This is a genomic window from Pseudalkalibacillus sp. JSM 102089 (assembly GCF_041366475.1).
GTDB lineage: Bacteria > Bacillota > Bacilli > Bacillales > Guptibacillaceae > Guptibacillus > Guptibacillus hwajinpoensis_B.
Genome location: NZ_JBEWYW010000006.1, coordinates 144,539 through 156,791, shown reverse-complemented (window position 1 = coordinate 156,791; position 12,253 = coordinate 144,539). Strand labels below are relative to the sequence as shown.

At 39.5% G+C, this 12,253-nt stretch carries 16 protein-coding genes; 11 read left to right on the top strand and 5 right to left on the bottom strand.

Going from position 1 to position 12,253, the window contains the following annotated elements; genetic code table 11:
* Positions 1-29: 29 nt before the first annotated feature.
* Genes ABVF21_RS14660 through ABVF21_RS14650 form a run of 3 tightly spaced genes read right to left on the bottom strand, consistent with a single transcriptional unit; the run spans position 30 to position 2,137 of the window.
* The gene (locus ABVF21_RS14660; protein WP_371018469.1) at positions 30-1,478 is read right to left on the bottom strand and encodes a ribonuclease YeeF family protein; all 1,449 of its coding nucleotides are present in this window, start codon (positions 1,476-1,478) and stop codon (positions 30-32) included.
* A 15-nt stretch (positions 1,479-1,493) separates the two neighbouring features.
* Positions 1,494-1,772 carry a DUF5344 family protein gene (locus ABVF21_RS14655; RefSeq protein WP_303529510.1) on the bottom strand — a complete coding sequence of 93 codons (279 nt, stop codon included), beginning with the start codon at positions 1,770-1,772 and terminating at the stop codon, positions 1,494-1,496.
* Complete coding sequence (locus ABVF21_RS14650) at positions 1,769-2,137, bottom strand: YwqH-like family protein (RefSeq protein WP_371018468.1); 369 nt, start codon at positions 2,135-2,137, stop codon at positions 1,769-1,771. Before ABVF21_RS14650 ends, ABVF21_RS14655 begins: the two co-directional genes overlap by 4 nt.
* 420 nt (positions 2,138-2,557) lie before the next feature.
* On the opposite strand from ABVF21_RS14650, the gene ABVF21_RS14645 reads away from it, so the two are divergent.
* From ABVF21_RS14645 to ABVF21_RS14595, 11 genes are all read left to right on the top strand, one after another.
* Positions 2,558-2,824, top strand: a complete 267-nt coding sequence (locus tag ABVF21_RS14645) for a hypothetical protein (RefSeq protein ID WP_194220877.1) — start codon at positions 2,558-2,560, stop codon at positions 2,822-2,824.
* A 415-nt stretch (positions 2,825-3,239) separates the two neighbouring features.
* A complete protein-coding gene (locus tag ABVF21_RS14640) occupies positions 3,240-3,773 on the top strand; it encodes a competence protein ComK (RefSeq protein ID WP_371018466.1) in 534 nt (177 codons plus the stop codon).
* A 142-nt stretch (positions 3,774-3,915) separates the two neighbouring features.
* Positions 3,916-4,257: a DsrE family protein gene (locus ABVF21_RS14635; protein WP_283154310.1), complete on the top strand. Its 342-nt coding sequence runs from the start codon at positions 3,916-3,918 to the stop codon at positions 4,255-4,257.
* Positions 4,258-4,274: 17 nt separating this feature from the next.
* The gene (locus ABVF21_RS14630) at positions 4,275-5,039 is read left to right on the top strand and encodes an ABC transporter ATP-binding protein (protein ID WP_371018465.1); all 765 of its coding nucleotides are present in this window, start codon (positions 4,275-4,277) and stop codon (positions 5,037-5,039) included.
* Complete coding sequence (locus ABVF21_RS14625) at positions 5,039-6,028, top strand: ABC transporter substrate-binding protein (protein WP_283152566.1); 990 nt, start codon at positions 5,039-5,041, stop codon at positions 6,026-6,028. The genes ABVF21_RS14630 and ABVF21_RS14625 overlap by 1 nt, the downstream gene beginning before the upstream one ends.
* Entirely contained in the window at positions 6,021-6,773 is a 753-nt protein-coding gene (locus ABVF21_RS14620) for an ABC transporter permease (protein WP_371018464.1), read from the top strand. Before ABVF21_RS14625 ends, ABVF21_RS14620 begins: the two co-directional genes overlap by 8 nt.
* Before the next feature lie 182 nt (positions 6,774-6,955).
* Entirely contained in the window at positions 6,956-7,285 is a 330-nt protein-coding gene (locus tag ABVF21_RS14615; RefSeq protein WP_371018463.1) for a hypothetical protein, read from the top strand.
* A 99-nt stretch (positions 7,286-7,384) separates the two neighbouring features.
* On the top strand, positions 7,385-7,582 hold the full coding sequence (locus ABVF21_RS14610; RefSeq protein ID WP_283152563.1) for a hypothetical protein: 198 nt from the start codon (positions 7,385-7,387) through the stop codon (positions 7,580-7,582).
* A 34-nt stretch (positions 7,583-7,616) separates the two neighbouring features.
* Entirely contained in the window at positions 7,617-7,883 is a 267-nt protein-coding gene (locus tag ABVF21_RS14605; RefSeq protein ID WP_283152562.1) for a hypothetical protein, read from the top strand.
* Positions 7,884-7,964: 81 nt separating this feature from the next.
* Positions 7,965-8,795, top strand: coding sequence for a DUF2785 domain-containing protein (locus ABVF21_RS14600; protein ID WP_371018462.1), 831 nt, complete (start codon positions 7,965-7,967; stop codon positions 8,793-8,795).
* Between the two features lie 166 nt (positions 8,796-8,961).
* Positions 8,962-9,150: a hypothetical protein gene (locus tag ABVF21_RS14595; protein ID WP_303529486.1), complete on the top strand. Its 189-nt coding sequence runs from the start codon at positions 8,962-8,964 to the stop codon at positions 9,148-9,150.
* An 86-nt stretch (positions 9,151-9,236) separates the two neighbouring features.
* Here the strand turns inward: ABVF21_RS14595 and ABVF21_RS14590 are convergent, their stop codons facing one another.
* Both ABVF21_RS14590 and ABVF21_RS14585 read right to left on the bottom strand, forming a co-directional pair.
* Positions 9,237-11,711, bottom strand: a complete 2,475-nt coding sequence (locus tag ABVF21_RS14590; RefSeq protein ID WP_371018508.1) for a heavy metal translocating P-type ATPase — start codon at positions 11,709-11,711, stop codon at positions 9,237-9,239.
* A gap of 74 nt (positions 11,712-11,785) precedes the next feature.
* Positions 11,786-12,106 (bottom strand): ArsR/SmtB family transcription factor, encoded by a 321-nt coding sequence (locus ABVF21_RS14585; protein WP_303529480.1) that lies wholly within the window; start codon positions 12,104-12,106, stop codon positions 11,786-11,788.
* Positions 12,107-12,253: the final 147 nt, after the last annotated feature.

The following is a 12,253-nucleotide window of genomic DNA, read 5'->3' as shown; positions in this document are numbered from 1 at the left end:
CACCTCATTTGTTATAGATTAAAATTTGATTAATCAAACCAAGGCACAATAGAATTAATACCTTCTCCAATATCATCTAATAGTGCAGTTGTTCCTTTCTTAATAGCATCACCGATGGAGTCCAATTCTCCATCATTATCAACATCCATGAATTTAAGATCACTCAAAGCAGTAGTAATGAAGATTCCTGCTAACGCACCAGCTAATGCTCCGACTGCAAGTCCAACTGGACCTCCAATAACGCCTCCCGCAAGAGCACCAGCATATGCTGAAGCTACTATTGATGACCCAGCAATTACAACATCCCCTGCTACATTGCCGGCGATTTCGCTGGCTGTTTTTTCTTGTTGAATGCCATGAATAATATCACCAGTTACAGTGGCTGCTACTCCCACAACACCAATTCTATTTCCTGCCCATTTAAAGGATGCTTTAATGTTTGTCATAGGATCAACTAACTTATAAAGTTTTGGATAATTGGTAGCGTTAGTACCAGAATAAGTTTTCTTATTGAATCCCATTAATTCAGGATTCGTCACATGAATTCTTGTTTTAGTAGCACCTTGGGCAGTTAAGTAGAATTCCCTTTTAACACCAAAGCCTTTAAAATTTTTATTAATACTCTTTGCGGTAGTGTAACCGGTAGCGGTCGCTACACCAAGATTCGTAGCCGCATTAATAGAATTCTCTCGCCAAGATTCAAAATTTAAACCTAGAGTAGGAGAAGGGTCCCAATTCATCTCGTTGTTGAAATCGGAAATACCTACACCATTTGATATGACTCTAGGGTGTTTCGTAATAGAAGAAAAAGCATCGGTAGATATAATTGGTTTTTCGGAAATTTGATTATAATCATTATTCGATTGGTATGTATCAACTGATAATTGTCCACTTTCAAAAAGTTCGTGGATTTGATTAATATATTTATTCATTAACTGGATATCTTGATCAACTTTATCTAGAGAGGTCCATTGATTTTGGTCAAATTGAAATAACTTTTCTACTGTTTCATCTTTATGTTGCTTTGCCGATCTAAGTTGTTGATGGAATCTATTATCATCTAAAGGTGGTATTGAGATGATGTCATTTACACTATGAATCGTTTGATTTGCATCATTGGTAATATCGATTACCGTATCTTTTGCATATGTTAATCCAGTCTCTAAATCTTGTCCTAGAAAGCTTTCTCTTATTAATCCATTCGAAGATGGTTCGTAAGATTCCATCTCATTCTTTAAATCGTCCAAAGTTGATTCATATGTTTCTATTACCTGGTTATAAAATTCTAGAAATGAATGGTGTGCATCGTTATAGAAAGCTCTTATTGATTGGCCTCCTTTTCCTTTGAAGGACGCTTCAGTAGAAATAAAGTCTTGAATAGAAGATTGGATATTACTTATTTGATCTTTTTGCTGTTTAAGATTTCCTTTTATTTCAATTAGTCCATTTTCAATTGATTTGACATCCAGGGTCTTCATTATAGCATTCATCTCCTAACGTAATTGGATAGAGGAGGAGAGCTTTTTGTCGGCGTTCTCTAATTGTTGAACCGAATCTCGTACGGTCTGGTTGTTCTCGGCGAGAATCTGTTTATAGGCATTTCCGACCTCTGTTAGCATGTGATTTAACTCATTTAATCGGTTTACGACGTCTAGCGTATTCCCTTCTCCGGTGTTCTTTGGTAGCTCTGTGTTAAAGGAGCTCAAGCTCTTCTCAATGCGACTGATCGATTGTTCGACTTCACTGAACTTTACAAGCAATTCGTTACTCAATTTGCATTTCTCCTTTCCCTCGCTTCTTCTTCTAAACGATGTTTTTCTTGGGTTATGTTTAATTCCAATGCTTGTATTTCAAGACGAAGGTAATCTGCTTTATTTTCTATTGTCGTAAGTGCGAAGTTTAACTGATTGATCGATAAATCTTGATAAGCCATCTTCATATCTTCGCGTATATTTTGGAACGAGTTCGCTAATTCCCCGGCCCATGTAGCGGGGGAGAGCTCAGGTTGATCGACAAGCTGTTTATTTTGGAGAAATTCACTCTGTAACCCATCTAGCTTCGTTAAACTAGCTTGAAGGCGGATGAGCTGAGCTCGTTTTTCCGCTACTTCAGATTGTAAATAAGATAAATAGGACATTTGCGCTATCCCCTTTGTATGGTTGATAAGAAAAATCATACTCAAGCAGTAGTATATGGTACCAAATGGAAGGGTTCTGGTAAATAGGTTGTTCTACCTGTTCGTGAGACTGACGTACGGGGTACTTGTACCTATACCCGTTTTCTGATTCTTAGTAACCATATTTTTGTAAAAATGGTAATAGTGTTAATCGGTGGTTTTTATAGCTTCATAGAGTTTACGTAGCCTTCACTAACAGATTTAATCATGAAAAGGAGTTAGATGTTAAATGGTTAGGGTGTTCGTGTATCGGGAAAGTACAGAGTAGACTCTGTTAAAGAATGTTCATACTTTTGCCATAACAAAAACGAGATTGGCGCTGTTATAATTAGGATAGAAGTCATGAATCAGTTCACCTAGAAAAGGAAAGAAGGAAAAATGATGAGCACAGAATCTGAATCTAAACTATTGTTTTCATTGAGCATTGTGCAGTTTATCCTATCTGCGTTAATACTTTTACTTCCGATTATGTATCTGATTACTCCTGAAGAGGAGAATTTACTATTATATGGCATTATGGGATTTGGCGTAATTAATTTACTTGCTGGTATTTCGAAACGTATCAAAGGGGAACACCGTTCTGGTATGTTTTACTCCATCGCAGGAGTTGTGCTGTTTGCGATTGGTGTAAGCATGTTGATGTTTTAATAGATTCTTATAGTAGACAGACCTATTCTCATGTGAGAGTAGGTCTGTTTTAGTATGGAGTAAGGAGAACGTTTGGCTGCATCTCTTCATTAAGCGTAGGTGATTCGACAGGAAGTTACATAAAGCGGGTGGTGACAGGCACTCGTGGGTCTTATCTACTAAAAAAAGTATTTGAATATTTCGGAATATTATCTATAATCAAGGTGAAGGGTGGAAATATTTACAAGGATATACAATGGCGATTTGAAGGCTTGTATTTCTTGCTTTTGAGGAGGTGATGAGAAAAGTGAATGGATACATAAAAGCCCCAGAATGTTTTGTCTTGGTGGACACATTCTGGGGCAGTTGTTGGCGTCCAAACCAACATTGATTTTAGTATACCCTGTATTCAAGCAGAGGGGAACCGTAATGGTGAATGCGAATGAATCTTATACCCGATTTAAAGGGACGGAAGGGAAAAGTAGGCATGGTCAATAACGAAGTAGAAATCTTAAATGACTATGAAATTAGTAAAACGACCAGGGCGATTGTAGTGGCGAAAGAGGTTGGATTTAGTTCGAGAATTTATGATCGATGCGGTATCTATTTATCAACAACAACTCCAGTAGATTTAATAAGACAGGCTTGTCTCGAAGCAGGGGTTACGTATGAAGGGCGAAGAAAGGCGGTTATCTATCATTTGAAGTACGAACAGCAGACGCCCATCATCGTTTCCAATTGGAATGCGATATCGGTTTTTCCAACAGAGTCACCTGAAAGCATCGATTGCTGCTGGGTATTTTACCAGCATGTTAGAGATGTGTATGCGATCACGAAGAGTACTACAATGATTTTGTTTCAGGATGGTTTTGAGCTACTGGTTCCTGTCTCAAAGGGCAGACTACAAAAGCAAATGGAGCGAATGGGGCGCTGGATTAGTCATTATTCGAACAATCCTGTTTATTGTTGAATAGGAGATGAAGGCAGATATGCATATCTGCCTTCATCTTTTTTCCTAAAAAAATCCAGATCACTTTCATATGCACGCTTTTTGAATTATAATCCTAGTATCCTACTAAGAATAATATGAATTAAGGAGGCGATTGGATTTGGTGAATGTAGTAGTTCAAATCAATCAGAGCGGCGACGATTATTATAAACGTATTATCCGCAATATCATCAATCTCAAAAACCAGCTAGGTGACGAGTTGGTTCAATGTGAGGTTGTTGTATTTGGAGAGGGAATAGAACTTTTATTAACACAAAATGAAACGATAAAAGAACAGATTGATGGTTTATTGGACAAGGTGATTCATTTTATAGCTTGTAGCAATACCTTGTCGAAGAAAAATGTAAAGCCAGAAGAGTTGGTTTGTGAGGTAGGGTCAGCAGGATCTGGAGTTGCTCACCTTGTGACAAGGCAGGCTGAGGGCTGGTCTTATTTAGCGCTATAGATAAAGGGGGATTTAAAATGACGTCACTCGTTCAACTTGAAAATGTCTCTTTCCAATATGGTAAGAATGCAACCATTCTTCAAGATATCGATTTTTCAATTAAGAAGAATTCATTTGTATCTTTATTAGGGCCGAGTGGGTGCGGGAAGTCAACGTTATTGAATTTAATAGCAGGTTTTCATTCTACATACGAAGGAAGTATTGAGTTTGAAGGAAAACAGGTAAAAAAACCATCCAAGGATCAGGGGTTTGTGTTTCAAGATTTAGCTCTCTTTCCCTGGCTGTCGGTTTACAAGAATGTAGAGTTTGGTTTGAAAATGCAGAAGATTCCTAAACAAACAAGAGATTTGAAAGTGAAGAAAATGATTGAAATGGTAGGGCTGTCAGACTATTGCTCCTTTCCGATCTCTTCTTTATCAGGAGGGATGAAGCAAAGGGTGGCGCTTGCGCGTACGTTAGTAACGGAGCCGAACCTTCTTCTTTTAGATGAACCCTTTAGTGCATTAGATGCTCAAACTCGTGATGTTCTTCAAGATGAACTTCTTAGCTTACACACTAATTTAAATACAACTACTTTATTGGTGACACATAGTATTGATGAGGCTATTTATCTGTCAGATACGGTAGTTCTACTATCTAAGAATGGAACTGTGAAGGACATTGTAAGCATTGAATTAGAGCGTCCGAGAGATCGAACTTCCACTGAATATAATTTCTATCAAAGAAAGCTTTATGATTTTTTGAAAGATGAAAGACTCTCACCAAGAAAAGGAGAATACTGATGAAAAAATTATTGTTCGTATTATCGATTGTTGCTGTGTTCGTCTTATCTGCTTGTAGTAATACAGAAAACTCATCTAGTACATCTAGTGAAGATGGTGAAAAGCCCCAACTAAATATTGGCTATGTATCGATTCTGGCCAACGCGCCTGGAATCGTAGCAGACAAAAATGGTGCTTTTAATGAGAAATTAACTGCAGAAACATATGGATTTAACTCAGGGCCAGAATTATATCAAGCCCTCGCCTCAGGTGATCTCGATGTTGCGTATGCCGGTATTCCTGCGCTTGTTAATTGGTCGTCAAGGGGCCTCCCTGTCAAAGTTATCTCTAAAGTAAGCGAAGGAAAAGTAGGCGTTGTTGTGAATAAAGATTCAGGTATTACTTCTGTTAAAGAATTAAAGGGACAGGTACTAGCAGGTGTGAAGAGTGGAAGTGGCGTGGACATTATTACGCGTGGACTTATTTTGCCAGATGCAGGTCTTACGCCTTCAGACCTTTCGATTCAAGAATTTGATCAAACCAATATAGAGCCGGCTGTCGATTCAGGACAAGCACAAGCTGGTGTTTTGAACGAGCCCTTCTTAACTTATTCCTTATTAAGAGGCAAGGAACAAATAGCTGAAGAGAATGATCCTGCTCTAGTTGTTGTAGTATCAGAGGATGCTCTAAAGAATAAACCGGAAGCTGTTAAAGCGTTTATGGATGTCCATCAATCCACCATCGATGATCTAAATGAGGATCAGGATAAAGCGAATAAAGTATTAGTAGATGCTTTTAATATCGGAGAAGTAGAGGACGTTTCACCAGAAGAAGTAATAGCAAAAGCGAAGGAAAAGATGACATACGAATGGCAATTTGATGATGATGATTTTGAGTATTATCAGCAATTAGCGGATGCTGCATATGACCTGGGATATGTGGATAAGGAAGTAGACGTGAAGAAGTTGATGGATCTCTCAGTTGTAGATGGAGTTATGAAAAGTGAATAAATTGAGAATGAGCTGGCTAGCTGTACTGTTTGTTTTAATTGTTTGGTCAGCTATTTCGCTAAACTATCCTTCATACGTATTTCCAGGGCCAATCGATGTCTTCAATGAGGGGGTTAATCAGTGGGAAAAAGGAGAACTGATTAGCCATATTATCGTAAGTTTAAAACGATTAATCATTGGGTTTGTCCTTTCTGCCATAATGGCTTTCTTGGTCGGTATTCTAGCTGGTGCTTCCCGGAAATTCCGTGAGTTTTTAACTCCGCTTGTTACGTTTTTTCAAGCTACTCCTCCAATGGCATGGGCGCCATTACTCATTATTGTATTGGGACTTGGAGACGCTCCGATGATCGCTGTGATTATCATCGCATCCTTCTTCCCGATATTAATTAATGTGATTCAAGGGATGAATCACATTCCAGAATCACACATTCGAGCTGCTCGATCACTTGGAGCGAGGAGTTGGCGTCTCGGCTATTTTGTATATCTACCAGAAATTACGCCCGCTGCTATTAGCGGGATCTACGTAGGCTTCGCTATTTCGTGGCGATCTCTCGTTGCTGCTGAAATGATAGGCGGGAACTCGGGTATTGGTTATTTCATTGCATTTAATGGACAGATTGGAAATACCTCGTCTGTCATACTGGGGATATTACTGATTGGATTTATGGCCTTACTAATGGACTATCTTCTTCTAAAACCACTTCATAAGCGTTTTGCTGGGTGGGCGTCCCGTGAGGAAAACTAGTAAAAGGGGTCAGGCACGCGCCTGGCCCCTTCTTTCAATATCGCTTTATTCATAACCACCTACCAACCGTTCGAAAGCTTTATCCTGACTTTGGTAAAAGGAAGAAAGATAGAAAAGTATATCATCACTACAGTCTAGCCGTTATAAAAGAAGATGAATTAACAGAAGAAGAGATGAAAACGATGACGGATGAATTAGGTGAATTTATTTCTTTTCTTCCAGTGAAAAAGGTAGCAGTAGATGGTTTTGATCAGGATGGTTTGCTTAATGTGTTTCCCGGAGGAGATTGTGGTCCTTTACGTATCGCGGTGATGAGAGTTAATCAGGAACGCCTTGATGAGGATATAAAGAAAATGGTGAGAACGAAGCGTTGGAAGTATTTCTTCAAAGGTATTCCTGAGGAAGAGTATGAAAAAGTGGAGGATGTCGTTCACTTTGACCCGAAAGAGGCAGTCCTTCAATCAGGGGATCTATCAGAAGTGAGAGCTTTTCTGCAGAAAAAAATGAGATAGAAGTACGTACCAACCCCATTTCCAATTACTTGAAGGAATGAAACAAGTAAAACGAGAAGTAGTTAGTGTGATAGACCATGGTGTTGGAGGTGGAGGTAGATGGAAGATACAGCGTTCTGGATTATGATCGGCGGTGGTTTACTGTCCCTCATTGCCTGGGGATGGTATTATGCGTCTCTTGGAAAACGAATTGCGAAGGAAGAAGAAAAGGCAGGACGAGATCTCACGTATGAAATCAATCCGTTTACGGGCAGTTCGCACGGTGTTGATTCGAAAAAGAAGCAGGATCGTAAATAAGGTGATACTCTGCTAAGTGCTTGGAGCTATGCTAATGAAGAATGAACGTAACTCTGCTAAGATGTTTTATCTAGCTATTGGGATCATAGGGCCAGTCTTGATTGCGGTGGTATTTTTACGTATGCAAATAATGTTTGATAATCAACCTGGAGCTTTTGGTTTGATGATAAGCTTTTTCTTAATCCTCACCTATATTGAATTCCTGGAAAAGAAGGCGGGGTTAAGTAGGAAATACAGGTGGACGAGAGCGATGGGATCGATGGTGTTATTGACTTGTCTCACCATCTATATTTACCTGTAATAGACGGAGGGAGTGAAAAGCTGCGTTGAAGCGCAGCTTTTTTTCTGTCGATTATTTTCATGTGGAAAGGGTGAACGGGGAGTGGATTTGAAGCTCATATTGGAACAATTGGATGTGAACGATAGGCAAGTAGATCTTGATCACCTTATTAATAATATGCTTCAGCAAATCGGTAGTACAGATCCTGTTTTAAGAGACGATCTCATTTATTCGACGTTTAGCAAACTGGTAATGATGGATTTCTTAAATAATGAACAATTGAATCATCTATTGAACGTTTGTCTTGATCAAGAACATCTTTTTTATCAAATGGGAGAGCGAGAGACAGACTCGGTTTTCACACGTTCTTTTTCGGTTCTGGTAGTTGCACTTGTAGTCGAAAAAGATCGCTCCAGTCGTTTCCTGAAGAAAGAACAAATCGAAGCTTCGATAGAAGGAATTATACGTTATTTACAAGAAGAGCAGGATACGCGCGGGTTTGTAGCATCAAAGGGATGGGCGCATAGTATCGCTCACGGAGCTGATGCTCTTGCGGAAGTGATCAGACACCCGCTTTTTGATAGGAAGAAAACGTCTGAATGTCTTGATGCGATTCAAGAGTGTCTTTTCAAGGAAGGTACATATGTGGACGATGAGGACGAACGGCTTTTGTTTGCGATCGAGGCGCTTTTGGAGAAGGGAATGAAGGAGGAGGAGCTGAGTAATTGGGTGACGTCACTTAGTGACAATCTTGAATCCCTTTTTGAAGTGGAAAGTTATAGTGTGCAATTCTTTCATAAGAAGGGGAACGTACTAAGTTTCGTGAAAAGCTGTTATTTTAGGCTGTTGATCAGGGATACGTGTTCTAATGCGAGACGTGTAATTGAAGACGTTGTGAAGAAATGGACGAGGGAGATTTATTTAGGAGATTGAGTGAGGTACATAAGAAGCGATGGTACAACGATCAAACCCTTAGAAAGGAGTAGTTTCAGTGCCAAAATCATTACCAGGAAAGCTAGCTTTGTTTGTACTAGGGGTGGTTGTTATTCAGATCGTAGTTTTTGTATGAATCAACACTTGGGGGGGGGGGGGTAAAAGAATGATGGGAATCGGATTAACGATAGTACTGTTTATTGTCAGTCTGTTTATTCTATATGTCGTAATCGAATCAGCCGTTAGAAGAGGGATTAATAGTTCCGTAATTGGGAAGTATCTCGAGGAAAAGCATGGAATGAAAGAAGAGCATAAACCTTCTTTTTTAGATCATGATCTGGATAGTGATGAGTGAGAGTTCGTTCAGAAAGTAGAAGTCAGCAAACAATAACACACAGGAAAAGGAGATGTTTCTCTCGATGAGAAACATCTCCTTTCTCCTTAATGCTTAAATTTCAATAATCTAAGTGCATTTAAAATAACGATTAAGGCTGCGCCGGTATCGCTTAATACAGCGATCCAAAGTGTGAGCCAGCCCGGGAAGATGAGGGCAAGCGCGATCACTTTAATAATGATCGAGAACCAGATGTTTTGTTTAATAATTCTTAATGCTTTTTGGCTTAACTTCATTGTATGTGGAAGTTGATCAAGGTTATCGGCCATAAGAATAATATCGGCTGTCTCCATCGCTGTGTCAGTTCCAGCGCCACCCATCGCAATGCCTAGGTCGGCAGTTGCGAGTGCAGGAGCGTCATTGATACCATCTCCAACCATAGCTACCTTGTACCCTTCTTGTTGTAGCTTCTTAATGGCGTCTACTTTATCTTCAGGAAATAGCTCCGCAAAATAACGATTTACTTTTGCTTCTGAAGCAATTGTTTTGGCCGTTCCTTCATTATCTCCTGTTAGCATGACCGTTTGTTTGATACCGCTTTGTTGTAATGCGTGTAAAGCCACGGCAGATGTATTTCGGATTGTATCAGAGACGGCAATCGTCCCAAGAATTCCTTGCTGTGTTCCGATAATGACGACGGTTTTACCGTTACGCTGCATTTCTTGTACATCTTTTTCTATTATTGTTAAAGGAACAGATAGTTCATCGAATAATTTTGGATTCCCAGCGTAATAGATCGTGCCATTGATTGTGGCTTGAACGCCTTTTCCGACGATAGTTCGAAACAGCTCACCATGCTGTGGTTGTAAGCCTTTATTGTTTGCATAGTTTACAATCGATTTTGCAATCGGGTGAGTGGAATGGTTTTCTAATGTTAAGGCGATGGATAGTAATTCTTGTTCTGATCCGTTTGACGCCTTAATGTCGGAGACTTTCGGTTTACCTTCTGTTAATGTTCCTGTTTTATCAAATGCAATAGCGGTGATCGCACCTGCTTTTTCTAAAAACGTACCGCCTTTAATTAATACGCCATTCTTAGCAGCATTTCCAATTGCTGACACGATCGCAACAGGTGTTGAAATAACGAGTGCACATGGACAAGCGATAACTAGTAATTCAAGCCCTCGATAAAACCATTCTCCCCATGTGCCAATGCTGAGTAATGGTGGTAAAACCATTACGACTAAGGCGAGCACGAACACGATCGGTGTATAAATTGCTGCAAATTTATCGATGAAGGCTTCCGTTGGCGCTTTCTGTTCCTGTGCTTCTTCAACGAGATGAATAATTTTGGCGATCGTCGTATCGTCAGCTAACTTCGTAACTTTAATCTCAAGAGAGCCGTGCTCATTAATGGATCCAGCATAGACGGTATCGCCGATTCCCTTATCAACAGGAATGGATTCACCTGTAATCGGAGCCTGGTTAACGCTCGATTCTCCTTGAATGATTTCCCCATCCAATGGAAGTTTATCACCGGGTTTAACGACGATAGTTTCACCGATAGTAATATGCTCTACAGGTTTCTTCACCATTTCTGAACCAGCTTTAACCCAGGCTTCTGGAGGAGCTAGATCCATCAAGTTACGAATAGAATTTCTTGTTTGTTCAATGGATTTTGTTTGCAGATAGTTTCCGATAGCAAACAGCCAAACCACGACAGCCCCTTCAAGCCATTCTCCGATTAACGCAGCGCCAATCGCAGCGGCAGACATGAGAACGTTCATGTCGAGTGAACGACTTTTAATTGCAAAGAAGGCACTTCTAACAGGTTTAATACCACTGATCACAATCGCAATGGCGTATAGAATGGTTGAAACGATTGAAGGGATGATCGTAAAAGAACTTATGAGCCCTAGTGCTATTAAACTACCAGAAACGATCACTGAAGCATTTTCATTATTCTTCTTAGTATGTGTTGAGTTTTTAGTATCTGGAACCGCTTTGAATCCAATTTTGGAAACTTCTTTCATAATGCTTTCCTCTTGAGTAGAAGCGTCAATTTTCATTTTCCCCGTGGAAAAATTAACGCTCACTTCTTTAACGGTTGGCAAGGTGTTAAGGTGATTTTCGATACTTTTGGCACAGCTTCCGCAGTCCATTCCTTCAATATGAAATGTTCTATAATCCTTATTCTGATTGATCGGTTCAACGGAATATCCAAGTTTTTTGATCTCTGCCTCAACCGGAGTAAAGGCATCTACAGAACTTGCAGCCACTTGCAGTTTTGCTGTACTGTAATTGACTTTTACTTCAGTCAGGTTCTTTAATTTACTTAACGCTTTTTCAATGGTTTTCGCACAGGCAGGGCAATCCATTCCATGAACTTGATAAGTCTTTTTCTCCTCAGAAGTATCGGTGGAATAAGCGTCTGTTTTCTCTAGCTGTTGTTCGCTACTGCAACAGCTTGTTTTTTTTGAGTTGGTGTCTTCAGTTACATCAGCGTTACTACTGCAACACTGATCCGCTTCTTGCTTGTATTCATTCTGAAGTGAAGAACTGCAGCAGCTTGCTTTTTCGATAGAAGAATCGCTGCTACATGTGTTTTTTTCTTCCTTATTATCGTTACAACATTTATCTGCCAAGGAAAGTCCTCCTAATCAACGTGACGTTCACAGCAAGCGACATCATCTTCAACATCATCTAGTATGAGATCGAACATCGTGAGTAGATCTCGAATTTGTTGGTTTCGTAAACCGTAGTAGCAATACTTCCCTTCATTTCGACCTACTATAATTCCGCAACCTTTCAAACAAGTAAGATGCTGTGAAATGTTTGACTGGTTTCCATTTACTTCTTGAACAATCTCAGAAACGGTTTTTTCCACATCCTTTATGCTTTCAAGAATTTGAATTCGTGTTTTATTAGAAAACCCGTGAATAAGCTTTACTTTCATATCAATATCAACAGTTTGCATATGTGTCCTCCTGACATATTAGTGAAAACGAATATGTATGCTCTGTATCATATTAGCAATATCTAATATGTGTGTCAAATTAGTGTGAATTTTTATGAAGGTAGATAGTGAAGGTGCAATAGGTGATATCTATATAAAATAAGAGAT

Excerpts from the sequence above, each read along its gene's own strand:
- ABVF21_RS14660 (WP_371018469.1), bottom strand. The coding sequence starts at position 1,478 with ATGAAGACCCTGGATGTCAAATCAATTGAAAATGGACTAATTGAAATA.
- ABVF21_RS14650 (WP_371018468.1), bottom strand. The coding sequence starts at position 2,137 with ATGTCCTATTTATCTTATTTACAATCTGAAGTAGCGGAAAAACGAGCT.
- ABVF21_RS14645 (WP_194220877.1), top strand. The coding sequence starts at position 2,558 with ATGAGCACAGAATCTGAATCTAAACTATTGTTTTCATTGAGCATTGTG.
- ABVF21_RS14640 (WP_371018466.1), top strand. The coding sequence starts at position 3,240 with ATGCGAATGAATCTTATACCCGATTTAAAGGGACGGAAGGGAAAAGTA.
- ABVF21_RS14630 (WP_371018465.1), top strand. The coding sequence starts at position 4,275 with ATGACGTCACTCGTTCAACTTGAAAATGTCTCTTTCCAATATGGTAAG.
- ABVF21_RS14625 (WP_283152566.1), top strand. The coding sequence starts at position 5,039 with ATGAAAAAATTATTGTTCGTATTATCGATTGTTGCTGTGTTCGTCTTA.
- ABVF21_RS14615 (WP_371018463.1), top strand. The coding sequence starts at position 6,956 with ATGACGGATGAATTAGGTGAATTTATTTCTTTTCTTCCAGTGAAAAAG.
- ABVF21_RS14610 (WP_283152563.1), top strand. The coding sequence starts at position 7,385 with ATGGAAGATACAGCGTTCTGGATTATGATCGGCGGTGGTTTACTGTCC.
- ABVF21_RS14605 (WP_283152562.1), top strand. The coding sequence starts at position 7,617 with ATGAAGAATGAACGTAACTCTGCTAAGATGTTTTATCTAGCTATTGGG.
- ABVF21_RS14595 (WP_303529486.1), top strand. The coding sequence starts at position 8,962 with ATGATGGGAATCGGATTAACGATAGTACTGTTTATTGTCAGTCTGTTT.
- ABVF21_RS14585 (WP_303529480.1), bottom strand. The coding sequence starts at position 12,106 with ATGCAAACTGTTGATATTGATATGAAAGTAAAGCTTATTCACGGGTTT.